Raw genomic sequence first — 26,200 nt, 5'->3', positions numbered from 1 at the left:
AATCCTCACGTTCACAGCTGAATCCTCACTTGGCACCGTCAAAGCGCCGTTTGGCTGGCAGCGCTGTTTTCATGAACGCATTTCTCCGGCGGGTTCGACATCGATGATCCGGTGGATGGACAACACCCGTTCGGTGTCCTTGGCAGGATCGAACACCCTGACCCGTCCGCCGGAGACGGATACAGGAACAACGGTTTCGGTGTTGGCATTCCCCAGGCTGTCCACCACGTTCATGGTGACCGCCTGTTTGAGCCGGATCGCGGTTTGGAGCGTCTCCAGGCCCAGCTGCGTGGATGCCTCGCCCGTCGCCTCGGCCGGGACGCCGCGGTGCTGACGAAGAACCGTCAGCTGCGCCTCGACGTCGTCGTCCGGGGGTGCGGTCCTGGGGGCGGTGTAGACAGGCCGCGCGCTGCCCGGCACCGCGGTGGTCCGCTTGAAACGCACGACGGCGCGTTCGGCCTCCTGCACCGCCGGCGAAAGTCCCAGCTCGCGCAGGACGCGGGCCGTTTCACGCGGGCTGGCCGAGGACGTGAGCACGGTGGGGGCGATGCGTACCAGGCTCAGCACGGAGGTCCTGGCTTCCTGCAGGAGATCGGAGATGGCGGTTTCGTCGTCACTTTGGATGAAGCTGGCACTGGTTCCGATCCGGAGGCGGCCGTGGCGGGAGGCTGTGTCCTGGATGAGGTACGCCAATGGCTGGGGTACCTCGGTGGCCGAGTGCTCGCGAAGGAAAGCCAACAGCGACTCCGCGTCCTGTCCGGCGTCGAGGGCCCTGCGGATGGTGATGGCAGAGAAACGGTAGATCGACGCCGGCCCCTGGCCTTCGGCGTCGGCCATCAGCAACAGCGTCTCGCTGAGCTCCGGAGCCAGGTAGCCCGGGGCGACGGCCGTCAGGTCGGCCTGCAGGAGGATGTGGTTGACGGCGGCCGGCAGATGCTCGCCAAGGATGGTGATGGCCTGCTCCGGCTGGGCATCGGCAATGGCTGAGCCCAATTGCGTCAACGCCCCGGAACCCATCAAACCCAGCAGGGCGGCCTCTTCGAGGATGCCGCGGACCAGGGAACTGAAACGGCGGGACATCCTCGGCTGAGCCCACTCGGCGCGTTGGAGTACGGCCCTGGCGTCCAGGACCGGTGCTTTGCCGTCGGGCGCGGCTGCCTCGACGGTCAGCTCGTTCAGGATTTCAAGGACACGACGCCGGACCACCGGGGCATCCGGCCGCTGGGCCTCCGCGGACAAGGCGTTGATGGTGGTGCCCGCTGCACCATGATGGGCCGTCGAGGACGAAGGGCCCGTCAACGGCTGCCCCACCAGCGAAGGGGCGCGCTCGCTGGCAAGCCAGGCATTGACCAGCCACAGCCATTGTTCCTGCCGGGGCAGACTGAGCCATTCCAGGGACGGCGGCTGGATCCACGTTGAACTGTCGACGTCCAGGCGCAGCAGGCCGGACAAGGCACACAGCTCCAGGAGAATCGCCGTTTCGTRCACACCCAGGCGGATCGACTCGGCAAGGCGACGCAGTTCCCGGACGCCCACGCCACCGCTCCGGAGCGTGGTGAGGGGCTGCTCCCGGACAGCGAACAGCAGCTCGTTGGCCAACCGCAGTGTTTCCGCGATGGCACCCATGGCCGCGTTGCGCCGCAGTGCCGCACTGGTGTGCCCCAACTCCGGAACCGGCGGGGAAAGAGTGAAGTCGTCAATGATGGCGCCGCCCCGGAGTGCAAGGCCCACGCTGTGGGGCAATTCGACGTGGCCGGCATCCAGGGGAACCAGCAGGCCGCGCGCCAGCAACCAGTCAATCGGCCCGACGTCGTGGCTTTCGTGCGTGACGGAAGCCCGCCGCTGCGCCTGGGGTACTGCGCCCATGGCCCAGCTGCCGAACTTGTTCAGCAGGCCAAGCGTCCGTTCAGGCGCTGACGAAAGGATGGCCCGCAAGTTCTCGGGGGTGGCCGTCCATCGCTGCAGGGCCAGGGCCGCATCCATGGGTGTGCTGGCCGGATGGATTCCCAGGCCGCTTTGGTGCAGCTCGGCGACCAACTGGACCACCCGCTGGGCGAAAGCGGGTTGCAACCGCACAAGTTCCGTGTAGCTCCTGCCCAGTCCAGCCGGGTAGATGCCGATCACGTCCTTGAGGCTGCCCACCGGAAGGTAGAAACGCTGGCGCGACGAGGTGGGCGGAGAACCCTGGGGCGGGTCAGCCCGGTGGATCAAGGCCAGCTCCTGCAGCTTTGCGAGGATCGGGTCCAAGGCCGAAAGAGTGGAACCGGCGATGACCTTCTTCAACCCTGCCGCCGAAACGCTGTGCCCGGTATCGGTGTTGGTACACAGATGGAGGGTTTCCAGGACCTGCATTTCCGGCTTGTTCAGGCGTTCAAGTGCCCGCTGCACACTGACGCGTGCGCTCGCCCTCGCAGCCAATGCCGCAAAGTCCGGCGCCATGGGGGAAATGAGATCAGGCCGCGCGGCAAACAAGGCCCGCAGCGAATTGTCGCTGCGCGCTTCCAGTTCCTTGCTGAGCGCGCGAATAAGGGACATCAATCCAACGTTACCGCCCCGCGGCAAGTCGTGCCCGATCCCGGGCCGGCCGCCCTACTGCCGGCGGCGTTGCCGGACTGCGTCCAGCATCAGGACCATCGCGAGCGTGAAGGCCACAGGCAAACCATAAAGGGCAGTGGAGGTAACCCAAACGGGCGCCACGCCACCGTAATATGCCACTGCTATGACCACGGCAACAGCTGCCAGGGAAAAGGCGGCAATGGCGACGGCGGCAATCATAAGGGGGCGGCGGTAACCCGGGGAAGTCATGCCTTCAACGCTAGCAGCAGAGAGTCCGGGGCTGCGCGCCGCAGGAAATGAAGCCGCAGCTTGCCCGTGCATGGCCGACAAAGCGGGATTAGGGGGTCCGGCAGGATAACCTTGAAGGAACAGACCAACACGGACCGGACTGTCACCCTCGATCCCGTAGCTATCTGCGGATGCGGTAACGGCCCGGCGTGTCTCCCACAGCAAGAACGAAGAAGGTTGATTACGTGCCTACCGGCAAGGTCAAGTGGTATGACAAGGAAAAGGGCTTCGGCTTCCTCGCAGCTGAAGACGGCCAGGAAGTCTTCCTGCCCAAGACGTCCCTGCCTGCGGGCGTAACGGAGCTCAAGGCCGGTACCCGCGTGGAGTTCGGCGTCGCCGACGGCCGCCGCGGTGCCCAGGCACTGGGACTTCGCGTCCTGGAGAAGACTCCGTCGATTGCCAAGGCCAAGCGCATGAATGCCAGGGACCTCGCTCCGATGGTGCAGGATCTGGTCACCGTCCTGGACAACCTCTCCGGTTCGTTGTCCTCCGGCAAGTACCCCGATGGCAACAAGGCCAAGGCCATCAGCATGGCGCTGCGCAAGGTTGCCGACGAGCTGGAAGCCTAGGACCGGCCATGACCTCGGAATCCGCACAGGAAACAACGCCCGCACAGGATGTCCTGGATAACGCCGGGGCAGGTCCTCGTGGTGCCCAGGCTCCTGGCAACGGGGAAGCTCCCGCGCGGAAGCCCACGGCCACCAAGCCGCGTGCCGGTTTGCCCGTGTGGCGCACAGGCAAGCCGGACGCCTTCCTGGCAGCCGCCGTCGATACTGCCCGTGAGGCTGTGGAGGGCATCGCCAAACCGGGCGAGGTGGGCGCGCACCTTGGCGCCAAATCCGAAGGTGACCGAGTGGTCACCCACCTGTTTGAGTCCAGGCTCGCCGGATACGGCGGCTGGCAGTGGTATGCCGTGGTGACCCGCAACTCGCGTTCCAAGATCGTCACTGTGAGTGAGCTCGGGCTGTTGCCTTCCGAGGATTCCATCCTGGCGCCGGAGTGGGTGCCTTGGGCCAAGCGTGTCCGGCCCGAGGACGAGACGCCCTTGGTGGAGGAGACAGAAAGTGACGTTTCCGAAGAGTCCGTGCAGGCTGCCGAAGACGAGGCAACCGGCCCGGCCGCCGAAGACGACGACGAACCGGACGAGTCCGGGGACGAAGACATCGCTGTGGACAGCGACGAAGCCGGGGCTGAATAAGCATTGCGGAAACACTGGGTGACTCAATGGATGGCGGACACTGATGTCCACGTTTAGGTCGCTCGGAATCCTCAACTACCGCATCTGGTTCTTCGGTGCGCTGATATCCAACATCGGGACCTGGATGCAGCGCACAGCCCAGGACTGGCTGGTGTTTGACCATCTGACAGCGCATGACGCCGGGGCGATGGGCATTACCTTGGCCCTGCAACTGGGGCCTCAACTGTTCCTTGCGCCCTGGGCGGGCCTGCTGGCTGACCGCTACAGCCGCCGCAAGCTGCTGTTCATCACGCTCATAGCCATGGCCTTGCTCAGTACCGGCCTGGGCATCCTGGTTTTGCTGGGGGTGGCTGAGCTGTGGCACGTGTACATTTTCGCGTTGCTCCTGGGAATCGTGACTGCCCTGGACGCGCCGGTGCGCCAGACGTTCGTCTCCGAGCTGGTTACCGACGACTACCTGTCCAATGCGGTGGCCCTCAACAGCGCTTCGTTCAACGTGGCACGCATGATCGGACCCGCGGTCTCGGGCGTGTTGACGGTGGTGGTGGGCCCCGGCTGGGTTTTCCTTATCAACACGGTCTCGTTCGTGGCCATGCTTGTGGCATTGAAGCTGATTCCGGTGTCGTCGCTTCGTGCCCAACCCCGTGCCGCCGCCGGGAAGGGACGAATCCGGGAAGGGCTGCGCTACGTGCAGAGCCGGCCCGATATCCAGGTGGTCCTGGTGGCCATTTTCATCGTGGGCACTTTCGGACTTAACTTCCCGCTGTTCATCGCAGCCATGGTGGGTACGCAGTTCGGCATGGATGCAGGCGCATTCGGACTGCTGAACTCCGTCATGGCCATCGGCTCAGTGACGGGGGCGCTGCTGGCCGCGCGCCGTGGCCGGCCCCGCCTCAGGCTGATCTTCGCTGCAGCCGGTGGCTTCGGCGTGGCAAGTGCCCTCGCAGCCCTGGCTCCCAACGCCGTGATGTTCGGGCTCGCCCTGGTCCCTTGTGGCCTGTTCGCCTTGACCCTGATTACCAGCGCCAACGGTTACGTACAGTCCACCACCGAGGCAGTCATGCGTGGCCGCGTGATGTCCCTCTATATGGCTATTTTCATGGGCGGCACACCAATTGGCGCTCCGCTGGTGGGCTGGGTGGCCAATGTGGGCGGCCCCCGCTGGGCTGTCGGCGTCGCGGCCGTAGCCGGCGTCAGCACCGCCGTCGTGGGTTTGGTGTGGATCATCAGGGCTAAGCAACTGCGCCTCCGCTTCGATCGCAGGGCCCGCGGCCTGCGGCATTTCCGGGTGGAGTCGCTGCTGTCCGGTCCGGTTACCGAAGACGGCGACGGCGGCCCTGGGCCGGTCCGCTAAGGCGCCTTGGGGGATTTAAACGGGGGAGCCGCCCGGGCATGACCCAGGCGGCTCCGTTCGATCCTTTTTTGGGGGAGTTACTTCTTCAGTTCGCCCACCACGTAGTCGATGCTGGCGAGCAGGGCCGAGACGTCGTCCGGTTCAATGGCCACGAACGTGGCGATGCGCAGCTGGTTGCGGCCAAGCTTGCGGTACGGCTCGGTGTCCACCACGCCGTTGGCCCGCAGGACCTTGGCGATGGCGGCGGCGTCAATCGAATCGTCGAAGTCGATCGTGGCGATGACGTTGGAGCGGTCTTCGGCGTTGGCGACAAACGGCGTCGCGTACTCGGAAGCTTCTGCCCATGAGTAGATGCGGTTGGCCGAATCTGCCGTGCGCTTGCTGGCGAAGTCCAGCCCGCCGTTGCTGTTCAGCCACTGCACCTGGGCATCCAGCGTTACCAGGGTGGAGAGCGACGGCGTGTTGTACGTCTGGTTCAGCTTGGAGTTGTCGATGGCTGTCTGGAGGTCCAGGAAGTCAGGGATCCAGCGGCCACTGGCTTTGATGCGGGCGGCCCGCTCCAAGGCGGCGGGGGAGAAAAGACCGAGCCACAGGCCGCCGTCGGAGGCGAAGTTTTTCTGCGGCGCGAAGTAGTAGACGTCCGACTCCGAGACGTCGACGTCCAGGCCGCCGGCGGCGGAGGTCGCGTCCACCAGGACCAGCGAACCTTCGTCGGCTCCCTGGACCCGCTTTACGGGAGCCGCGACGCCGGTGGAGGTTTCGTTCTGCGGCCACGCGTACACGTCAACGCCGACTTCTGCCTGGGCGGCAGGACGGGTGCCGGGTTCGGATTTGATGATGGAGGACGCATCCAGGAAAGGTGCCTTGTTGGTGGCGGCGGCAAACTTGGAACCGAACTCGCCGAAGGAGAGGTGCTGGGCCTTCTTGTCCACCAGGCCGAACGCGGCGACGTCCCAGAACGCGGTGGAACCACCGACGCCGAGGATAACCTCGTAGCCGTCGGGGGCGCGGAAGAACTGGCTTAGGCCCTCCCGGACGGAACCCACCAGGTTCTTGACGGGAGCCTGCCGGTGGGAGGTGCCCAGGATGGTGGTGGCAGCGGCAGACAGGGCCTCGAGCTGTTCCGGGCGGACCTTGGACGGTCCAGCGCCGAAGCGTCCGTCTTTCGGCAGGAGGTCGGCGGGTATGGTGATGCTGTTGTCGCTCACGTGTGGCTCCAAAGGGTATCGGCTCAAGATGGGTCGTGGCAGGTGGCGTCAGCTGCCCCTTCGACACCCCAATTCTGCCTGACATGGCCCGCGCGCAGGAACCTGCCCCTGTCATAGTCCGCCACGTGGAACGCGGACGAACAAGATGCGACCGCAATGGGTCCGGAATTATCCGGAGTAATTCCAAATAAGCTAGGCTGGGGGTTGGCGTTCAAAGGGTGGCGGTGGCACCGCCCACCCCGGTATGGGACGCGGTACGGTGGAGATTACGCAAGAACTGCGTTCGAGGAGAGCTGAGCTGGATGACGGATCTGATCGATACCACTGAGATGTATCTTCGGACCATTTTGGAGCTTGAAGAAGAAAACATTGTGGCTCTCAGGGCCCGCATAGCCGAACGCCTGCGGCACTCCGGCCCCACGGTCTCCCAGACCATCGGCCGGATGGAGCGCGATGGCCTGGTGATTGTGTCCAACGACCGCCACCTGGAGCTGACCGAAGTCGGACGCAAGCGTGCCACCGAAGTCATGCGGAAGCACCGTCTGGCGGAGCGGCTCCTGGCCGATGTCATCGGACTCGACTGGGCATACGTGCATGATGAAGCCTGCCGCTGGGAGCACGTGATGAGCGAGCGCGTGGAGCGCCGGCTCTATGAACTGCTTGAGCATCCCACCGAGTCACCTTACGGAAATCCGATTCCGGGACTGGAAGCACTGGGAGGCATGGCCGGAACACAGTTCCCCCGGATCGACGTGAACCTCCTGCAGGCCATGGACGGCTACGCCTCCGACTCCCGGGTGGTTGTCACGCGGCTGGCCGAGCCCATCCAGGTGGAGCCGGAACTGCTCACCCAGTTGGATGAGGGTGGAATCCGGCCCGGGGCGCCGGTCTCCCTCGAGCGCGTGGGCGAATACATCTCCGTCCGGGTGCCCGGCATCGAAGGAGCCTTGGAGCTCCCGCCTGAAGTTGCAGCGCACGTCTTCGTGTCCCTCAACTGACAGTCTTCCGGTCCGACAACCCTCCCGGCAGTGTCAAACCTCACTTTGAGGGGCTTTGGCGCGCGTGTGACCTGCGGTTTTTCGAAATTGATGATAAGGGCCCGCCGCCGCAGGCGTCTTTCTGTTGATAACGAATTTATTACCAAGGGCCTTAATCCCCTATAGTTATCTACTAGCGCTGATACCAAAGCGTTACCTGATCCGGAGCCGAGCTCTGCCAGCGGATCGGGTGAACCATCACCACTGGCAGAGGCGGGGGAACCACAAGCGGCTGTCTAAAGAAGCAGCCTTGGGGTGAAGTCCGCAGCAGAAGTGCCCATTGATGCAAGTCCCTCCTTGGATACCTGTGTGCCGTGAGCGCTTCGTGCGGACCGGGTCTTTGAACTCTCTGACCCGAATCCGACAGCTAACTTCGCAGGCTTTTCAGAGAGGAACAGAGTTTGACATCGCAGAACGTCAGGGGCCGCCGCCGTGCGTCCGGCCCCGCTACTGAGCTGCGGCCAGCCCGCGTCGTAACGGAGATCCGGCCCCGCGACACCGAACGCCAGGTGCGCCGCCGTAAGAGCCCGTTGCGCCAGGTTGCCGACTTCGCCGCAGCAAGTGGCGTCGGGCAGAAGGCCGGAGTTGCGCTTGCCGCCACCGGACTTGCCCTGACTGTCGGCCTGCCGGCCACCAGCCCCGTCATGGCCACCTCGGAATCGGGACAGTCCGAATCTGCCCTGGCCGTTGGCGGCACTGTGGGAAGCCAGCCCGAGGTTTCCGCGGCAGCATCAGCCAAAATCGACTTCAGCCGCGCAGCTGTAGCCACCGCTGCGGACCCTGACGGAAAACTGAAGCAACTGCTCAGCGCCCAGTCGGCCGGCAGCATCCAGCGTGCTTCTTCCGTGGGCACCCTCGGCAGCCCCCTCGACACGCTCACCACCGCTTCCCCCTTCGGTTACCGCGTCAGCCCCCTCACGGGCGGCACCGGCGACTTCCACCGCGGCCAGGACTTCGTGGCCCAATGCGGAACTGCCGTGCATGCAGCTGCAGCAGGCAAAGTGACTTTTGCCGGGTGGCACGAGTACGGCGGAGGCAACCGCGTGGTTGTGGATCACGGCAACGGCCTGGAGACCACGTACAACCACCTGTCGTCCTTCAACGTCCAGGTGGGCCAGACGGTCAACCGCGGGGACACCGTAGCCCTGAGCGGCACCACAGGCGCCTCCACCGGCTGCCACCTCCACTTCGAAGTACAGGTCAACGGCGAGGTCGTTGACCCCATGGGCTGGCTCTAAGCCAGTTGATGGTGCTCTCTCGCATTGATGACAGGCCTCGTGACCTGAATGTGACATTCGCTTTCAATTGTTATAACCTTCAGAGCGCATCGGCTTTTTAGGGGGCCGGTGCACTTGAGTGGATTGCCTAGCTCTGCCACCACTCAAGGTCCGTTCGCAAAATCGTCTGGCAGGGGCGGGGGAACCACTTCTGGTCTTCGAATGAAGGCCTTGGGGTTAAGTCGCAAAGTTTCCCAGTGAAGCAGCGCGGCCGGATGACTCCCATCCGAATCCGACAGCTCACCTCGCAGGCATTGGGAGAGGCTACCTACGTGTCATCACGCACTACCCCTGCGCGCCATCGCGCTGAATCGGTTCGTTCGAACCCGTTGAACACTCTTTCGAAGGCTGTTTCCTCGAACGCCGGTACCGTTGGCCGCCAGGCCGCCGTGCTGGCAGCAGCCTCAGGCCTCGTCCTTACTGTCGGGTTGCCGGCTCACGCCGCTGACACCGACGTCTCCACCTCGGAAGTCTCCAGCACCCAGCAGCTGGCTGCCACCGCAGTGGTCACTGCAGAGCCAACTGCCACCGTCTCCTTCGAGAGCCCCGTCGTGGCCACCAAGGAAGCCCCCAAGGTTGTCCAGCGTGCGGCCCTGGTCACAGAGCGCACGGCGGATGAAGCTACTGCAGTCACTGCCCAGTCCTCCGAAGCCAAGGAGTCCGCCTCCAGCGCGGCAGCATCCGGGCTCGCAGCGATTGCCTACACAGGAATCGGCTCGCCTTACGTATGGGGCGGCACTACTCCGAGCGGCTGGGACTGCTCCGGCTTCACCCAGTGGGTCTACGCCCAGGCCGGCATCAGCATCCCCCGCGTCAACGCCTGGACGGCCATGAAGCCCACCAGCGCCCCCCAGCCCGGTGACCTGGTCATGCAGAACGGCGGTGCGCACGTAGGCATCTACGTCGGCAACGGCATGATGATCAGTGCTTTGAACCCGGGCCAGGGAACCCTGCTGCACTCCGTGGCCTCCACCGGCACGTCTTCGTTCTTCACCCTCCGCTAGAAACAACCCGATTCGGGGCCGGCTGACGTACCCCTGCCAGCTGACCCACTACCCACAGGTACCCCAACTGCCTGCGGATACGAAAGAGAAAACAATGACCAGTGCACACAAAGTTGCACGGCACCGCGCTGAGGCCCCCAAGACCAGCTCGCTTGCCGTCATCGCAAAGGCCGTCACCGTCAACGCCGGTGGCGTCGGCCGCCAGGCAGCAGTCATCGCCGCAGCTTCAGGCTTGGTGCTGACCAGCGGTATCGCTGCCAATGCTGCTGAGACGAATGTCGACCGCGAATCGACGTCGACGTCCGCCCTCGATGTCCAGTCTGTTGCCCAGGCCACCATCGCTGCGGACTCCACGGTTGCCATCTCTTACGAGCGTCCCGTGGTCACCACCGTGGAAGCTCCGGCTCCCGTGGTTGAAGAGGCTCCGGCAAAGGTTGAGGCCAAGGCATCGACCAAGTCCACCGCCACCGCGGCTCCGGCCACGAACGCCTCAGTGGCCGTCAGCACTGCCACCCCTGCACCCGCTGCTCCGGCTGCGTCCAGCGGACTCGGCGCAGCAATTGCTGCCGCCGCGTACGCCCAGCTCGGTGTCACGCAGGACTGCACCATGCTGGTCACCAACTCCCTGGCAGCAGTGGGAATCCACTTCCACGACTGGCCCGCCGGTTACCTGTCGCTTGGCCGCACTGTCAGTGCAGCCGAGGCACAGCCCGGCGACCTCGCCTACTACGCCAACGGCGGTTTGGCCGGACAGGCACACATTGCTGTGTACGTCGGCAACGGCATGGCAGTCCACGGTGGATGGAACGGATCCACCACGGCACTGTTCAGCGTCAACGTCGGCTCCGGCCCGGTCTTCATCCGCGTCAACGGCTGACAATCAGCTCCCGGAACACCCCGCAGGCAGATGCCTGCGGGGTGTTTTGCTTTAATCACGCGTGAACTTTTGCCGACACTGTGAGCGAAACGACAAATAAATTCGTTGATACGGCATATAAGTGCTTACCCTTGTGTTGTCGATCCACAGCCCGTACATGCAGAGGGCAGCCGGCCCTCGTGCCCCTGACGGGTGCGGCCGTGAAGAGGTACGTGCATGCGCACACTCGTTCTGAATGCTGGATATGAACCGCTGGCGGTAATAACATTCCGCCGGGCGCTGGTCCTTGTGCTCACTGGGAAAGCAAGCGTAGTGGCCGAAGGCGACGAGCCTGTCGTCGGGCCACAGGAGATTCTCGGACGCCCCTCCGTGATCCTCCTTAACCGCTACATCCGCCCCAAGTACAACAAGATCACTGCCGTGAGTCGCCGCGGGGTTCTTCGCCGCGACGGTCACCGTTGCGCCTACTGCGGGAAAACAGCCCACACCATAGACCACGTCCACCCCAAGTCCAGGGGCGGCGCGGATTCCTGGGAAAACCTGGTTGCGGCGTGCTTGAAATGCAACAACGCCAAGAGCGACCACACACTTGCCGAAATGGGCTGGAAACTCCGTTTCAAACCCGGTGTGCCCCAGGGGACCATGTGGCAGATCAAAGAACTCGAGAAACCTGCGCCGGACTGGGACCCGTTCCTTCTGCCGGAATCCGCTGCCTGATCGATTTCTGCTGAGCTCCCGCCGTCCGGGTACGCTGGGCGGATGGAGTTCAACGCCGTTGTTTTGGCGGGTGGCAGGGCCACCCGCCTCGGTGGCGTGCCCAAGCCCACGTTGAAGTACGACGGCGGCACCCTCCTTTCGCACGCACTGGAGGCTGCCCGGGCTGCTGCGGCCACAGTAGTGGTGGGTCCCGGCGAGCACGGAGTGCATTTGCCCGGATCCGTGCTGCTCGCGCGTGAGGAGCCGGCCTTCGCGGGCCCGGCAGCGGCGATCGCCGCAGGGTTGTCGGCACTTGATACGGCCGGGATGAGATCCCCCTGGACACTGGTTTTGGCCTGCGATATGCCCAAGGCATCGCAGGGGATCGGCCGCCTGTTGGAAGTGCTCGCTGCGCACCCCGCGGTGGAAGGGGTCATGGCGGTATCCGCTGACGGGCGGAAGCAACCGTTGTTGGGCATTTACAGCACGGCCGCTCTGGACCGGGAGGTGGCCTCGGCCGTCCGGGGTTCCGGGTTAACGAACTCTTCAGTGTTCAAGCTGCTTGCTAGGCTGAACCTGCTGGACGTTGACGTCCCCGCGGGGTCCACAGACGACGTGGATACGTGGGAGGACGCCGCGGTGCTGGGTATTGACTACGAGTTGGAGGCGGACGTGAAGAGCCAGGAAGAAACGCTCGAGGACTGGTGCCGCATATTGCTGCAGGCGTTTGAGCTTGAGGGCGTGGAAATAGACATCAACGAGGTACTGGCCGTGGCAGGAGTGGCCGCGCATTCGGTGGTTCGCCCGGCCGCGCCGCTCACCACCTTCATTGCAGGCTTCGCGGCGGGAATGGCCCGTGGTATTGGCCAGGCCAGCGATGACGCCTCCATGAAAGCGGCCCTGGACCTGGCCCGCAAAATCGCCAAGGAGTACTCGGAGACCGGGACTGACGCCGAATGACGGAGGCCCCCGGCGAGGGCCACCACGCGGCACACACATGGCAGGAGGCCCGGCAGCGCGCGTTCGACGCCGCCACGCCCATACCCCCGGGGCCGGTTTCGCTGGCAAAAGCCCTTGGCCGTACCCTGGCCTCTGATGCCCTGGCTATCCAGGACATGCCCCACTATGCCTCCTCCGCGATGGATGGATGGGCAGTGAACGGCAGCGGCCCGTGGATCCTCAGTGAACCCGGTCAGCGTCTGGCGCCCCACCAAGCGAGCCCGATAGTCACCGGCGGACTCATTCCGCCCGGCGCCAAGGCCGTCTTGCGAAGCGAGAGCGGTATCATCACCACCGACGACGACGGTCTGCCGGTTCTCGCGCTTGGCGGCGCCGCCAAGCCGGGGGAGCCCCGCAACGGCCAGCACATCCGCAAGGCCGCAGAAGAAGCGGCCGAAGGTGACGTCCTGCTCAAGGCCGGAACACGCCTGAACCCCGCGCACATTGCCCTAGCGGCCCTTGCCGGCCTGGATCACGTGGATGTTCTGGGAAAGCCCTTGGTCCGCTTCCTCCTGACAGGCTCGGAAGTGGTGGAGCGCGGCATCCCGCAACCGGGTCAGGTCAGGGACACTTTCGGGCCACAATTAGGTGCAGTAGTGGAACTGCTGGGCGGAATCGCCGGCGAACAACTCCGGGTGGGTGACAGCTACGAGGAATGGATGGCCGCGCTTCAGGATACTGAGCCGGAACCAGGCGGACCGGACGCAGAAACAGAGCCGCCGGCCGACGTCGTCATCACGACCGGCGGGACCGGGCGCTCCGGAACGGACCACTTCCGGAGGGCCGTGGCCGAACTCGGCGGCCGCCTGCTGATCGATGGCATCGCGATGCGGCCAGGGCACCCGGCCGTTTTGGCGGAACTTCCTGATGGAAGGTTCGTGGTGGGGCTGCCGGGCAACCCTTTGGCCGCGATGATGGCTCTCTTCACTGTCGCGGCGCCGTTGCTTGCAGCCCTCGGGCATGCCCGCCCGGCTGACGTCGGAGAGGTGCCGTGCGGCACCACCATCGATGCTGATCCGGGGCGAACGCGTCTGATGCCCTTCAGGCTGGTCTATGGCCTGGCGTCGCCGGCCCAGCACACAGGTCCGGGAATGATGCGGGGATTGGCCGGCGCTGACGGGGTCATGATTGTGCCTCCCCATGGAGTCCAGCTGGGGGAACTGGTCCCTGCTTTCCCTTTGCCCTGGGCGAAGCCGCTGCCCGCGCCGAAGCCGCCGGAGGACAAACCGCGGAAGACGCAGGCCCGGCCCCCGCGCAAGGCTCCCGCTGGTCCTGTCGATTGGAGCGGACTGGACGCCTGAGCGCAGGATGCAAGATGCAATGATGGACCTATGAACAGGCACGCTCCCGAACAGGACATCAATGAAGATGACCTGCAAATCCATCCGCCCAAACGAGCCGCAGCAGGTGTCAAGGCCGTCACGGTCGCCCTCGAGCGCGGTTATGCCCAAGCCGGTGTAACCCGGACTGTCCGCTCCATGCTGCGGGTCAACCAGCATGACGGCTTCGATTGCCCCGGCTGTGCGTGGCCGGAATCGATCACCGGCAGGCGGAGCCCGGCAGAGTTCTGCGAGAATGGCGCCAAAGCCATCGCCGAGGAAAGCACCACCCGTACAGTCGGTGCCGGATTCTGGGCTGAACACCCGATTGCCGAACTGGAAGGCAAAACCGAGTACTGGCTGGGCAGCCAGGGCCGCATCGCCGAGCCTGTCGTCATCAGGCCGGGGGACACGCACTACTCACCGATCAGCTGGACCGATGCTTTCGCCTTGATCGGCGAACACATCAATGCCACCACCCCGGATAAGTGTGTGTTCTACACCTCCGGAAGGACAGCCAACGAGACCGCCTTCATGTACCAGCTGTTCGCACGAAGCCTGGGCACCAACAACCTGCCGGACTGCTCCAACATGTGCCATGAGTCCTCAGGCAGTGCGTTGAACCCCACCATCGGGATCGGCAAGGGAACTGTTTCGCTGGAGGACATCCACCACTCGGAGCTGGTGCTGGTAGTGGGCCAAAACCCGGGCACCAACCATCCGCGGATGCTGTCCGCCCTGCGGGACTGCAAGAACAACGGCGGCAAAGTGGTGGCCGTAAACCCGCTTCCCGAGGCCGGACTCCTGAATTTCAAGGACCCCCAGTCCCTCAACGGCGTGATCGGTGGCGGCACCACCATTGCCGATGAGTTCCTGCAGATCAAGGTCGGTGGCGACCTCGCGCTGTTCCAGGCCCTGGGCCACCTGCTCCTGGAGGAAGAGAAGCGCAACCCGGGCACCGTCGTCGACCATTCCTTTATCGAGAGCCAGACCGAAGGCTTTGACGCCTACCGGGAAGCGCGTTCCGTGCTGGACTGGGCTGAGACAGAACGGGCCACCGGACTCTCGCGCGCGGAGATCACCAAGGTTGCCGGGATGATGGCAGCTTCCAAGGCCACGGTCATTTGCTGGGCGCTCGGGCTGACCCAGCAGCCGCACTCGGTGGACACGCTGCGCGAGATCATCAACCTGCTCTTGCTGCAGGGCAACTTCGGCAAGCGCGGCGCTGGTGCTTGTCCGGTTCGTGGCCACTCCAACGTGCAGGGCGACCGCACCATGGGGATCTGGGAGAAACCCAAGGAATCCTTCCTGGCTGCCCTGGACCAGGAATTCGGCTTCCACATGCCCCGGGACCACGGCTACGACTCCGTGGAAACACAGCACGCCCTGGAAAAGGGAGACGTGGACGTGTTCGTCTCCATGGGCGGGAACTTTGCCGCTGCCGGCTCGGACACGGCGGCGTTGGAGGAGGGCCTGAAGAGGGCCGGGCTGACCGTGCACATCTCCACCAAACCCAACCGCGCCCACATTGTCCATGGCCGGACGTCGCTGATCCTGCCGACACTGGGGCGGACCGACACGGACGACAAGCACCCCAAAGGCAAGCAGTTCCTTTCGGTGGAAGACTCCATGTCCGTCATCCATAAGACACAAGGCAGGCTGGAACCGGTCTCCGAACACCTGCTCAGCGAACCCGTGATCGTAGCCCGCATGGCCCAGGCCACCTTCGGTGACGACCACAGCGTGGACTGGCGTGCCATGGCCGAGGATTACGACGTGATCCGGGACCACATCTCGCGCGTCATACCTGGATTTGAGGACTTCAACGCAAGGGTCCGGACCAAGAACGGCTTCGTACTGCCGAACCCGCCCCGTGATTCCCGCACCTTTGCCACGGATATCGGAAAGGGCCGGTTCTCCGTGCGGCCGCTGGAGTACCTTGAGGCGCCCGAAGGCCACCTGATCCTGCAAACCGTGCGCAGCCACGACCAGTACAACACCACGTTCTATGGCCTGGATGACCGTTACCGTGGCGTCTCGGATGGGCGCCGGGTGGTCCTGGTCCACCCGGACGACCTGACGGAGCTGGGTTTCAATGACCGTGATCTGGTGGATGTCATCTCCACCTTCGCCGGAACCGAGCGCCGGGCCGACAAGTTCCGGCTCATCGGTTACCCGACCGCCAGGGGATGCGCTGCGGCGTACTTCCCGGAAGCCAATGCCCTGGTGCACCGTGAGCTGGTGGCCCGGGAATCAAACACCCCCGGTTACAAGGCCATGACTGTGCGCTTTGTAAACCATGAGGAGAACGGATCCTGACGTGGGACGCGTGACGCAACGCCGCAAGGTGCACAAGTTCGTCCTGGACGGTTCGCCCCAGGCTTTGGAGCATCCCGTCCGTTTCAAGGAAGATGTCCTGGCGGTGGAGGAGCCCCTGGAAATCCGGCTTGGAGACATGTCCTTCTCGGTGACCATGCGGACCCCGGGGGACGACTTTGACCTGGTGGCGGGCTTCCTGGTGTCGGAGGGCATTGTGTGGGAGCCTTCGCAGCTGATTTCCGAGCGTTTTTGTTCAGGGGAGGACGAGAACGGGGTTCAGACATTCAACGTCGTGGATGCCCAGCTCCGTCCTGACGTGGAGCGCCCTGACACGGGCAGGAACGTGTACACGTCCAGTTCGTGCGGCATTTGCGGCACGGACTCGATCGAGGCCGTCCGCAAGTCCTCCCGCCACAGCCCCAAGGAGGACGACGTCACCATCCCCGTGGCGGCGCTGGCCGCACTTCCGGACCGGCTCCGCGAGGCACAGGCGGTCTTTGACAAGACGGGCGGCGTCCACGCTGCCGGACTCTTCCGGATTCACGACGACGGCACCACCGAGCTGCTGTGCCTCCGGGAAGATGTCGGCCGGCATAATGCGGTGGACAAGGTGGTGGGCTGGGCACTGCGCGCCGGCAAGCTGCCCTTGCGCGGTACCGTGCTGCAGGTTTCCGGGCGGGCATCTTTTGAGCTGGTGCAGAAAGCTGCCATGGCCGGGATCCCCGTCCTGGCCGCGGTCAGCGCGCCCTCCAGCCTCGCTGCTGAACTTGCCGTGGAGTCCGGCATCACCTTGGTGGGCTTCAGCCGGGGATCGAGCCTGAACGTGTACGCCGGCCGGGACCGGATAGTCGGGCAGCCAGGTTAAAGCTGGTGGGTGCCTGGGGATAGTGTCCAATCACTTGGCTATTGTCCGCGAACGCCGTAGATTTTATCCATCGATTGGAAGCGCGGCGAAAACCATAAATGCCGTCCACGCCAAGCACGCCGGGGCCGGGTCACCAAGCCTGGCCGCCCAGCCAACGCCCAAAGGGGAAATAATTGCACGACGACCGCCGGATCACTGAACAGCGTCTCGACCGATTTGTTCGGGACCGCATTCTTCCGGCCATTTACGGCAGGGCGATACCGCTTGAACTCAGCAGCTGGGATGTACCCGGAGAACCGGTGCCGGCCGCAGAAGCGATGCGCCAACTGTTCACACCGCAGGAGCCCGGGGCGCCCTGGGGTAAGGCATGGAGCACCAAGTGGTTGCGTCTGCAGGGCGAGGTTCCGCCGGACTGGGGCATGTCCGATGCGACCGCTGTGGAGATCATCGTGGATCTCGGCTTCAACAGCGACGTCCCGGGTTTCCAGTGCGAAGGAACTGCCTGGCGTGCCGATGGAAGCATCATCAAAGCGATATCGCCCCGGAATTACCACGTTCCGCTGAAGCTGCTGGGTGGCGGACAATCCGTTGACTTCTATGTGGAAGCGGCGGCCAACCCGGATGTGGCGCAGGGCTGGTCCTTTGCCCCCACTCCGCTCGGGGACAAGGCCACTTCCGGCGACGAGCCACGGTACCGCCTTGGCAGGATCGCCATCGCCGAGCTCAACGAGACCGTCTGGGAACTCAACCAGGACATCTGGACGCTCACCGGCCTGATGCATGAGCTGCCCATGGAGCTGCCCCGCCGCCACGAGATCCTGCGCGCCCTTGAACGCATGCTGGACATCATGGACCCGGACGACGTCGCCGGTACCGCCGCAGCCGGCCGTGAGGCCCTCAGGGAGGTGCTGGGCCGTCCCGCGTATGCCTCAGCCCACGAACTCCTGGCGACGGGCCATGCACACATCGACTCAGCCTGGCTGTGGCCTGTCCGCGAAACCATCCGCAAGTGCGCCAGGACGTTCTCCAACGTGGTGGCGCTCATGGACGAAGATCCGGACTTTGTGTTCTCCTGCTCCTCGGCACAGCAGATGGCCTGGATCAAGGAATACTTCCCCGAGCTCTTTGTGCGCATCCGCGAGAAAGTGAAGGCCGGCCAGTTCGTCCCCGTGGGTGGCATGTGGGTGGAATCGGACACCAATATGCCCGGCGGCGAGGCCATGGCGCGGCAGTTCGTGGAAGGCAAGAGCTTCTTCCTCAAGGAGTTCGACATCGAATGCCGGGAAGCCTGGCTCCCCGATTCCTTCGGCTATTCCGGCGCGATTCCGCAGATCGTCAAGGAAGCGGGATCCCGGTGGTTCCTCACGCAGAAGATTTCCTGGAACAAGGTCAACCGCATGCCGCATCACACCTTCTCCTGGGAAGGCATTGACGGCACCCGCTTGTTCACCCACTTCCCACCGGTGGACACCTACAACGCCGAGCTTCATGGCCGCGAGCTGGCGCACGCCGAGCGCAACTACCGTGAGCACGGCCGCGGCACCATGTCGCTGGTGCCCTTCGGATACGGCGACGGCGGTGGCGGACCAACGCGCGAAATGGTGGCTGCGGCACACCGCACGGAGAACCTGGAAGGCTCACCGAAGGTCCGGATGGGCACGGCCAAGGACTTCTTCACCAAAGCGGAAGCCGAGTACACCAACCTTCCCGTTTGGGTGGGGGAGATGTACCTGGAGATGCACCGAGGAACCTACACGAGCCAGGCCAAGACCAAGAAGGGCAACCGGCGCAGCGAACACCTCCTTCGCGAGGCAGAGCTGTGGTGCACCACGGCTGCTGTCCGGCTGGGCAACGAATACGAGTATCCCCGCGAGGAACTGAAGCGGCTGTGGCGGCTGGTTCTTCTCCAGCAATTCCATGACATCCTTCCCGGCAGCTCCATCGCGTGGGTCCATCAGGATGCCGAGCGGAATTATGAGGCCATTTCCCGCGATCTTGAACGGATCATCACCCACGCGGCCCAGGCGTTGGCAGGGCCGGGCAACGAGGAGTTCCTGCTCAACGCCGCTCCGCACCAGCGTCATGGCGTGCCCGCTCTTGGCATCGCGAAGATCAGCCACGACGATTCCGTGGTTGAGGTGGACCAGTCCGGCGATGGTTTCGTACTGGATAACGGACTGATCCGGGTTGTGGTGGACGCCAACGGCCTCCTGACCTCCGTGGTGGACCATGCCAGCGGCAGGGAAGCCATCGCTCCGGGGCAGGCCGGCAATCTGCTCGAATTGTTCCGGGACACCCCCAATGAATGGGACGCCTGGGACATCGAGGAGTTCTACCGCCGCAACGTCACTCCGTTGACCCAGGCAGAAGGAATTGAGCTGGAGCGGACACCCAACGGAGCCGTCGTCGTGGTTAAGCGCGCGGTGGGCAGCTCAACCATCACCCAACGCCTGACGCTCGACGCCGGCGCCAGGTCGCTGGGGATCTCCACTACGGTGGACTGGCAGGAACGGGAGAAGATGCTGAAGATCGCCTTCCCCCTGGACGTCAGGGCGGACCGATCGGCCTCGGAGACCCAGTTCGGCCATGTCTTCCGGCCTACCCACACCAATACCTCGTGGGAAGCGGCGAAGTTCGAGATCTGCGCGCACCGTTGGATCCACGTGTCCGAACCCGGCTACGGCGTGGCCATCAGCAACGCTTCCAGCTACGGACACGACGTCACCAGGGCGGTCCGCGACGACGGCGGAACGACGACGACGGTCCGCACCTCGCTGCTGCGTTCGGCCCGTTTCCCGGATCCGGAAGCAGACAGGGGCGAGCACACGCTCGAGCTGTCCATCAGGCCCGGCGCCGCAATCGCCGACGCCGTGGAGGAGGGCTACCGCACTAATCTCCGTCCGCGGTTCGTTACCGGCGGACATGCGGTGGACCCAGTGGTTTTCGTATCCAACCCGGCAATCGTGGTCGAAGCCGTGAAGCTGGCTGAGGACGGTTCGGGTGATGTCATAGTGCGGCTCTACGAATCACTGGGGGAGCGGTCAGTTGCCCTGGTTAAGCCTGGCTTCGATGCCAGGCGAGCCACTGCCACGGACTTGCTGGAGCGCGCCACCGACGCCCCTGGCGTGACGGTGAAGGACGACTCCGCTGTCAGCCTGGCGCTGCGTCCGTTCCAGCTGGTCACGCTGCGTTTTTCCAGGTAAAAAGCGGTTGAGGGTCCTGCACAGAAGCGCAGGACCCTCAACGACTGCCTACTTGGTGGTCAACTCGACGTCGATCGTGTCTTTGAGGATCTGCTCCCTGGCCGGGATCACCGCGTCGAAGTGCTTGATGTCGGCTGAGACCTCTTTGGCAAAGACATTCTCCACTGTGGAGGGCATCTCCTTCACTCCGGCCAGGTAGCGCTTGGCTGCGAAGTCGAACTCCGAGCGGTTTGTACGTATTTGGGCGTTAACTGCCTTGGCGTCATCGGCAATTTTCTGCACTTCCGCCTCCGGGGCGTTGCGTGCCTCAGCATCATCCGCCCTTTTGACGAGGTCGTCCTTGAGCCGGACAAACCCAGCGTAGTTTTCTTCGCCCTTGGCCGTAACTTCGGCGCGTTCCTGCAGCTCAGCTACCTTGTTGTCGAACGTCCGGGCGAACTCCACGTAGGCATTGTTCTTTGACTGCAACAGATCGCTTGCCGCCTTCCGGCAAGGCTCCGCAGCCTGGGCAAGCAGGGTTTGGCGTTCCCGGAGGGTGGATGCTTTCGAGCCGACGAACAGGCCGTTGCATCGGGCCGCGTCGTCATCGCGGAAGAGGCCCTCAAATTGCGGGTAGGACTCCACCAGGCCTTCCATGTAGTCAAAGTAGTCCTCGTGGGATTCGACCAGCTGGTGAACAGCGACGCCGACGGGAGTGTCGACGGAGTCATTCCCTGACTTCAGCCCCTGCAGGGCAGAGCGGGCGGACTTCGATGCCTGCTGGAATTCGTCCTTTTCCTTTTGGCTGTCCTTCACGGCCTGGTCCCGCGAGGCAGGGGCGTTCCGGGCCTTCTTGTAGGCGGCCAGGTACGCATTGGCTGCCGGCTGGACCTTGCCCCTGGCGTCGCCCAGTGCGTTGAGGCGGTCTCCCTTCAACGCGGAAAGGCTTTCGGCCTTTTGCTGTCCGGCGAAGTTGTTGACGGCCACAAGGGCGCCGACGGCGATCACCAGCACGGCAAGGACAATGCAGGTCACCAGGATGACGGGGCGGCGGCGTGAGCGGGCGGGTTCGGGGGTGACCCCGGGGTTCTCGTAGGTCATGGCCTATTTCCCCTCCTGGCCGGAGGCCTTGAACTGGTCCAGCCGGGATTTCAGGACACGTTCGAGCTCGGCATTGGCGGCATTTGCGTCGTCGACGAGTTTGGTTGAGCTGGCCTTCACGGCGTCCTCATACGTGGTGCGGACCTTGTTCAGTGCATCATTGATGTCGAGCAAGGCCACTCCCGCGGTGGTGCTTTTGGCGAGGCGTCCGAGGTCATCCGTCGCGTCCAGGACTTCCTGCTGCTTGTCGCGTTGTCCTTTGACGATGCCTTCGATCCCCTGAAGGAGTTGGACCGTGTCCGCATCTGCCTTGTCCTTGGCACCTGCCAAGGCCAGCAGGCAGGAATCGGCCGTCTTGACGTACTCCTGCGCATAGTCGCCACCGCTGACGTTCAGGTCCCTGTGGAGCGGGGCGCACGGTCCACCCACAGAACGGGTGATGTTGGCCGTATTGATGAGTCGCTGGTCGTTGTAGGCGATCACCGCTACGTATTGGTCCTTGAACCGCCGGAACGCCTCGGCAATCTCTGCCTCCTGCGCCACGGGAGAAGCGGCCATGGCGTCGAGCCTGCCGGTGTTGGCGGCCGACTCGCGTTTGATCACATCGCTTTCCCGGGTGAACACCTGCTCTTTTTCCTGATCGCCCTCTTCCTCGGCGACCACGTTGGTGTACCGTGCCGTGAACTCCTCAAGCAGGGGGTCGTAAAGGTTCATGGAGCGATCCACGATGCCCCGTTGCTTGTCCAGCCGCTCCACGTCCGCGCGCTGCACTCCGGTTGGCCGGAGAAAGGCGAACCAGGCGCCGAACCCCCCGGCGGCCAAGGCCAGGACCACCACGACAACAATGATGCCTGTACGCCGGGAATTGCTGCGCCCGGAGTCCTTGTTCGTCTCTTCCAAAGTCTGATCCCCCATATTTTTGAAAAAGGCTATACGTCGTGTTGGAGCCGTTTCACGAAGAGCTTGGTACGTTCCTGCCGTGGTGCCCGCAGTACCTCGGCGGCCGGGCCACGTTCGACCACGACTCCACCGTCCATGAAGATCACCTCGTCGGCAACGTGCTGGGCGAAGGCGAGTTCGTGCGTCACGATCACCATGGTCCAGCCTTCCTCGGCCAACTCCTTGATGACGCCCAGGACATCACCCACAAGCTCCGGGTCCAGGGCGGACGTGGGCTCGTCGAACAGCAGGAGCTGCGGCTTGAGGGCGAGGGCCCGGACGATGCCAACACGCTGCTGCTGGCCGCCGGAAAGCTCGAACGGATAGGCATCGCGTTTGTCCGCCAGGCCCACGCGTTCCAGGAGGCGCTCAGCCTCCGCGATGGTTTCCGCCTTTGGCCGCTTCTGCACCTGGACGGGCCCCTCGATGACGTTCTTGAGCACCGTCATGTGCGGGAACAGGTTGTAGTGCTGGAAAACCATGGCGCTGCGGTCGCGGAGCGCTGCGATCTCCTTCTTGCCCACCTTGGCCCCGAAATCAATGGCCAGCCCGCTCGAGGCATCGCCGCTGCCGAAGGTGACCGTACCGGCGTCGGGAACTTCCAGGCCGTTGAGCGAACGCAGGACCGTGGTCTTACCGGAGCCGGAAGGCCCGATCAGGGCCACCACCTGGCCGCGGCGGATGGTGATATCGATGTCCCGCAATACTGTGTTGCTGCCGAAGGCCTTGGCGAGGTTCCTTGCCTCCAGGACCATGGATGACGGATCAGTGGGCGACATAGCGGTCCAATCTTCTTTCGACCGCGGACTGCGCCGTGGACAGAACCAGGCAGATCACCCAGTAGACCAGGGCTGCCTGCAGGTACAAGGCCATGAACTCCTGGCTGAAAGCGGCGATCTGCTGGGCGTTCCGGAACAGTTCGGTGACCAGGATCAGTGATGCGAGGGACGTGTCCTTCACCAGGGAAATGAAGGTGTTGGACAACGGTGGAACCGAGACCCGGGCAGCCTGCGGAAGGATGATCCGTACCAGCGTCTGCCGGTTGGACATGCCGATGGTGTGCCCGGCTTCCCATTGGCCCTTGGGCACGGAAAGGATGGCGGCGCGGATGATCTCGGCGGCGTAACCACCCACATTCAACGAAAACGCGATGATGGCACTGGGCCACGGATCAAGCCGCACACCGATGCTGGGCAGTCCGAAGAAGATCACGAACAGCTGCACCAGCAGGGGAGTGCCGCGGATGACCGAGACATAAAACCGGCCAATGCCGGACAACAACCGGTTGGGGCTCAGGCGCATCAGGGCCACTACCAAGGCCAGCAACAAGCCAAAGGCGAAGGAAGCCAGTGTCAGGGGGATGGTCCCTGTCACGGCGCCGGTGATGAGTGGTCCGAAGGAACTCCAGATGAGGTCCCAGTTCATCTATTTGGTGACGTCCGCGCCGAAGTACTTGTCCGAAATCTTCGCCAGGGTTCCGTCCGCGCGGAGGTCTTCAAGAGCCTTGTCCACGGCCTTGGTGAGCTCGCTGGAACCCTTGCGGAAGACGAAGGCACTCTCAGTCTTGTCCGGTGCTTCGGCTGCCACCTTCAAGCCGGAGTCGGGAGTGGTCTTGGCATAGTCCAGGTAGGTGAGCTTGTCGTTCACCGTGGCGTCCACACGACCCTGCTGGACCAGCGTGGCGGACTGGGCCCATCCTTCAACGGCCTGGACATTGGCGCCGGCTTCCACGGCCATCTTGTAGAAGTTGCTCGTGAGGGACTGGGCGGTGGTCTTGCCCTTGAGGTCGGCGAAGCTGTTGATGCTGGAGTTGTCCGACTTGGTGACCACTACGCCGGTGGAGATCGTGTACGGGGTGGAGAACTCGTACTTGGCCTTGCGGTCGTCGTTGATGGAGATCTGGTTGGCGATGGTATCGAAACGCTTGGAGTCGAGGCCTGCGAAGATGCCGTCGAACTGGGTCTCCTGGAAAGACGCCTTGACGCCGAGCTTCCCGGCGACGGCCTGCGCAATCTCGACGTCGAATCCGGTGAGGTCGCCGGCTCCCTCGGCGTGGAAGCTGAACGGGCGGTAGGTGCCCTCGGTGGCAATTACCAGTTCGCCCTTGGACTTCACGTCAGAGAGGGAGGTGTCCCCGCCGGACTGCGCCGGCGTTGAGCCACCACCGCACGCCGAAAGAGCGAGGGCAGCGGAAGCCAAGGTGGCGGCAAGGATGGAACGTCGGGTGCGGAGGCTGTTCATGGAGCCATCTTAGTCACCGGAGGGAACGGGCACGGCGGTGGACACCAGTGCCAGGTAAAGGTGCGTTAAAAAGGCTGAGTGGGGGCGGTCCCCAACAGCCCGCCACCACTCATCCCCCCAATTGTGATCCCGTGGGCGCCACATCCACCGGAAACCCGTTCTCTGATTCCGGTGTCAGGCTGCAGCCGCGTTCACACATTCATGATTGTGCCACGATCTAATGGTTTTGTGAAAGTCTTACGCTGAGAGACGCCGTTTTCGACGCGCAACTGCTTTCGAGAACCAGATTCCGGCCAATCCGATGCACGTGAACATGGCTGCGGAGTAGTTGATCAGCACCCGCAGCCAGGCCTCCGAAAACGGGATCAGCGGAAAAAGCTGTGACAGCAAAAGCAACGAAAGTCCCAGCAAAAGCAGGCCCGAGGCGACGCGCAGCAACACAGGCGCCTGGCTCGCCACCGTKCGCCAGATGGCCGGCACCAGGCAGGCAGCAACGAATCCCGGGTAGAAGCGGCCCATAAAGGCATAGGCCTCCAACGACGGCCCCCACACCAGCCCGCTCATCCCCGCCGACGAGCCCCGGGTGTCGGTGATGAGGAAAAAGTAGATGGTCAGCACGCCCACGATTGCGGCAACCGTGATACCCAGTGGCCCGCGGATGGCCCGCACTGCCGATTGGGAGCCGAACGCGGTGGCGATCTTGATGCCCATGAAGAAGAACGTCGCATACAGCAGGAAACGCAGAATCAGGTTCCCAACGTTCATCCCGCCAAGCCAGCCGTCGATGACAAGGTAGGGCGCCTCGATGCTGATGAAGATGCTCAGTGAGATCAACGAAAAGATGTAGAAGACAACGCGGTTCTCCCCACGCAGTGCGCTCGGAATCCGTGCGATCGTAATCGCCAGGCAAACTGCCAGCGTGACCCAGGGCAGGACAGCCGTCATCCGAGGTTCTCCCAAATTCGTTCAGTTCGTTCGTGGTCTTGTTCCTGGCGGCGGAGGGTTTTTCCCAATGCCAGCAGCCGCTCACCGGCAAGGGTCACCAGTGCACTTTGGGACATTGCGTCCAAGGCCTCCCGGCGTGCATTGGGTGGCCAGCCGGCTTCGGCTTCGGTGATCAGTCCTCCGGCCACCAACCCTCCTGCCGGTCCCACCCCGGCCGCACGGGAGGTGGCAATCGCCAGCTCCGGCGGAAGCCTGTTGGCTGTCAGGTGGGCCGAGAAATTCTGGGGCGCGATGCCGGTGGTGTCGCTGACCCGGTGCCGCAACTCGCCGTCGTCGATTGCGTCCACCCAGTTGCGCACGGAGGTGGGGTGAGGTGGTTCCGAAAGGCGGGCCACGGGCGCGGAGCCGGGCTCGCTGCGCTCCACTACGGCACGCAGAAGATCGATCGTGGCAACTTGGCTGACCAGTTCGCAGCCCGTGGGCGGAACGGGGTCGCCGCGGAGATCGGAGTAGAGGTCGAAAGTGGCCAGGGCCTGCACAGGGTTGATGTTGAAGCCCCGGCTGATGCTCACCAGCGTGGACTCGGCCACCTTGCCGCGGACCAGCTGCTGGGCCAGGGTTGTCCGTTTGATGCCGGCGATCCTGCAGACGTCCGCCGTGCTGGCATCGGGCGCAACGCCATGAAGCCAGCGCTGGAACGCCTTGGACTGTAAGGGCATGTGGAACTCTCTGTGATGTGGGGCGCGGCAAACCGGCAAATTGCGGTAAGTGGGAGTACAGATCGATTTTACGCCG

General features: G+C 63.9%; 23 protein-coding genes and 2 riboswitches. Of the genes, 13 read left to right on the top strand and 10 right to left on the bottom strand.

The annotated features are described in order from the left end of the window. Positions 1-69: 69 nt before the first annotated feature. Complete coding sequence (locus AB4Y81_RS17890; RefSeq protein ID WP_441996372.1) at positions 70-2,535, bottom strand: helicase-associated domain-containing protein; 2,466 nt, start codon at positions 2,533-2,535, stop codon at positions 70-72. Positions 2,536-2,589: 54 nt separating this feature from the next. Then, positions 2,590-2,805, bottom strand: coding sequence for a hypothetical protein (locus tag AB4Y81_RS17885; RefSeq protein WP_055973402.1), 216 nt, complete (start codon positions 2,803-2,805; stop codon positions 2,590-2,592). A 224-nt stretch (positions 2,806-3,029) separates the two neighbouring features. On the opposite strand from AB4Y81_RS17885, the gene AB4Y81_RS17880 reads away from it, so the two are divergent. From AB4Y81_RS17880 to AB4Y81_RS17870, 3 genes are read left to right on the top strand one after another with little or no spacing between them, the layout of a single operon-like run. Next, positions 3,030-3,413 carry a cold-shock protein gene (locus AB4Y81_RS17880; RefSeq protein ID WP_011773749.1) on the top strand — a complete coding sequence of 128 codons (384 nt, stop codon included), beginning with the start codon at positions 3,030-3,032 and terminating at the stop codon, positions 3,411-3,413. 8 nt (positions 3,414-3,421) lie between these two features. Continuing rightward, positions 3,422-4,042 (top strand): DUF3027 domain-containing protein, encoded by a 621-nt coding sequence (locus AB4Y81_RS17875; protein WP_018779569.1) that lies wholly within the window; start codon positions 3,422-3,424, stop codon positions 4,040-4,042. Between the two features lie 43 nt (positions 4,043-4,085). Continuing rightward, the gene (locus AB4Y81_RS17870; protein ID WP_018779570.1) at positions 4,086-5,396 is read left to right on the top strand and encodes an MFS transporter; all 1,311 of its coding nucleotides are present in this window, start codon (positions 4,086-4,088) and stop codon (positions 5,394-5,396) included. A gap of 77 nt (positions 5,397-5,473) precedes the next feature. Here the strand turns inward: AB4Y81_RS17870 and serC are convergent, their stop codons facing one another. Continuing rightward, entirely contained in the window at positions 5,474-6,604 is a 1,131-nt protein-coding gene (gene serC / locus AB4Y81_RS17865; protein WP_441996371.1) for a phosphoserine transaminase, read from the bottom strand. A 302-nt stretch (positions 6,605-6,906) separates the two neighbouring features. Here serC and AB4Y81_RS17860 point away from each other — a divergent pair, with 302 nt between their 5' ends. The 10 genes from AB4Y81_RS17860 (at position 6,907) to AB4Y81_RS17815 (ending at position 20,200) form a co-directional block, all read left to right on the top strand. Next, positions 6,907-7,602, top strand: a complete 696-nt coding sequence (locus AB4Y81_RS17860; protein ID WP_018779572.1) for a metal-dependent transcriptional regulator — start codon at positions 6,907-6,909, stop codon at positions 7,600-7,602. A 195-nt stretch (positions 7,603-7,797) separates the two neighbouring features. Further along, positions 7,798-8,038, top strand: a riboswitch (cyclic di-AMP (ydaO/yuaA leader). A gap of 4 nt (positions 8,039-8,042) precedes the next feature. Then, positions 8,043-8,879, top strand: coding sequence for a M23 family metallopeptidase (locus AB4Y81_RS17855; RefSeq protein ID WP_018779573.1), 837 nt, complete (start codon positions 8,043-8,045; stop codon positions 8,877-8,879). Positions 8,880-9,024: 145 nt separating this feature from the next. After that, a riboswitch (cyclic di-AMP (ydaO/yuaA leader) is annotated at positions 9,025-9,186 on the top strand. Between the two features lie 61 nt (positions 9,187-9,247). After that, positions 9,248-9,922, top strand: coding sequence for a C40 family peptidase (locus AB4Y81_RS17850; protein ID WP_035734251.1), 675 nt, complete (start codon positions 9,248-9,250; stop codon positions 9,920-9,922). 94 nt (positions 9,923-10,016) lie between these two features. Next, positions 10,017-10,799 carry an NlpC/P60 family protein gene (locus AB4Y81_RS17845; RefSeq protein ID WP_039240017.1) on the top strand — a complete coding sequence of 261 codons (783 nt, stop codon included), beginning with the start codon at positions 10,017-10,019 and terminating at the stop codon, positions 10,797-10,799. A gap of 216 nt (positions 10,800-11,015) precedes the next feature. After that, positions 11,016-11,516 carry an HNH endonuclease gene (locus AB4Y81_RS17840; RefSeq protein ID WP_039240018.1) on the top strand — a complete coding sequence of 167 codons (501 nt, stop codon included), beginning with the start codon at positions 11,016-11,018 and terminating at the stop codon, positions 11,514-11,516. Between the two features lie 42 nt (positions 11,517-11,558). Next, the gene (locus AB4Y81_RS17835) at positions 11,559-12,455 is read left to right on the top strand and encodes an NTP transferase domain-containing protein (protein ID WP_079581237.1); all 897 of its coding nucleotides are present in this window, start codon (positions 11,559-11,561) and stop codon (positions 12,453-12,455) included. Beyond that, on the top strand, positions 12,452-13,795 hold the full coding sequence (locus AB4Y81_RS17830; RefSeq protein WP_441996370.1) for a molybdopterin molybdotransferase MoeA: 1,344 nt from the start codon (positions 12,452-12,454) through the stop codon (positions 13,793-13,795). Before AB4Y81_RS17835 ends, AB4Y81_RS17830 begins: the two co-directional genes overlap by 4 nt. Before the next feature lie 30 nt (positions 13,796-13,825). After that, complete coding sequence (locus AB4Y81_RS17825) at positions 13,826-16,132, top strand: FdhF/YdeP family oxidoreductase (protein ID WP_018779579.1); 2,307 nt, start codon at positions 13,826-13,828, stop codon at positions 16,130-16,132. A 1-nt stretch (position 16,133) separates the two neighbouring features. Then, positions 16,134-16,997, top strand: a complete 864-nt coding sequence (gene fdhD, locus AB4Y81_RS17820) for a formate dehydrogenase accessory sulfurtransferase FdhD (RefSeq protein ID WP_018779580.1) — start codon at positions 16,134-16,136, stop codon at positions 16,995-16,997. A 173-nt stretch (positions 16,998-17,170) separates the two neighbouring features. Beyond that, on the top strand, positions 17,171-20,200 hold the full coding sequence (locus AB4Y81_RS17815; protein WP_441996369.1) for an alpha-mannosidase: 3,030 nt from the start codon (positions 17,171-17,173) through the stop codon (positions 20,198-20,200). 48 nt (positions 20,201-20,248) lie between these two features. On the opposite strand, the gene AB4Y81_RS17810 is transcribed toward AB4Y81_RS17815, so the two are convergent. The 7 genes from AB4Y81_RS17810 to AB4Y81_RS17780 all read right to left on the bottom strand — a co-directional run bounded on the left by AB4Y81_RS17810 (position 20,249) and on the right by AB4Y81_RS17780 (position 26,124). Beyond that, the gene (locus tag AB4Y81_RS17810) at positions 20,249-21,280 is read right to left on the bottom strand and encodes a hypothetical protein (protein ID WP_079581235.1); all 1,032 of its coding nucleotides are present in this window, start codon (positions 21,278-21,280) and stop codon (positions 20,249-20,251) included. Positions 21,281-21,283: 3 nt separating this feature from the next. Beyond that, positions 21,284-22,195: a hypothetical protein gene (locus AB4Y81_RS17805; protein ID WP_064723373.1), complete on the bottom strand. Its 912-nt coding sequence runs from the start codon at positions 22,193-22,195 to the stop codon at positions 21,284-21,286. Between the two features lie 14 nt (positions 22,196-22,209). Further along, on the bottom strand, positions 22,210-22,998 hold the full coding sequence (locus tag AB4Y81_RS17800) for an amino acid ABC transporter ATP-binding protein (RefSeq protein WP_441996368.1): 789 nt from the start codon (positions 22,996-22,998) through the stop codon (positions 22,210-22,212). After that, positions 22,985-23,644 (bottom strand): amino acid ABC transporter permease, encoded by a 660-nt coding sequence (locus AB4Y81_RS17795; protein ID WP_018779585.1) that lies wholly within the window; start codon positions 23,642-23,644, stop codon positions 22,985-22,987. Before AB4Y81_RS17795 ends, AB4Y81_RS17800 begins: the two co-directional genes overlap by 14 nt. After that, positions 23,645-24,460, bottom strand: coding sequence for an amino acid ABC transporter substrate-binding protein (locus AB4Y81_RS17790; protein ID WP_039240027.1), 816 nt, complete (start codon positions 24,458-24,460; stop codon positions 23,645-23,647). It abuts the gene before it with no gap. A gap of 237 nt (positions 24,461-24,697) precedes the next feature. Beyond that, positions 24,698-25,405 (bottom strand): hypothetical protein, encoded by a 708-nt coding sequence (locus tag AB4Y81_RS17785; RefSeq protein ID WP_018779587.1) that lies wholly within the window; start codon positions 25,403-25,405, stop codon positions 24,698-24,700. Beyond that, positions 25,402-26,124 (bottom strand): hypothetical protein, encoded by a 723-nt coding sequence (locus AB4Y81_RS17780; protein WP_018779588.1) that lies wholly within the window; start codon positions 26,122-26,124, stop codon positions 25,402-25,404. Before AB4Y81_RS17780 ends, AB4Y81_RS17785 begins: the two co-directional genes overlap by 4 nt. Between the last annotated feature and the right edge of the window lie 76 nt (positions 26,125-26,200).

Origin of the sequence: Paenarthrobacter sp. TAF1 (assembly GCF_052113825.1) — a bacterium.
In the GTDB taxonomy this organism is placed as follows: Bacteria; Actinomycetota; Actinomycetes; order Actinomycetales; family Micrococcaceae; genus Arthrobacter; species Arthrobacter nicotinovorans.
This window is presented reverse-complemented; position numbering and strand designations above follow the sequence as displayed.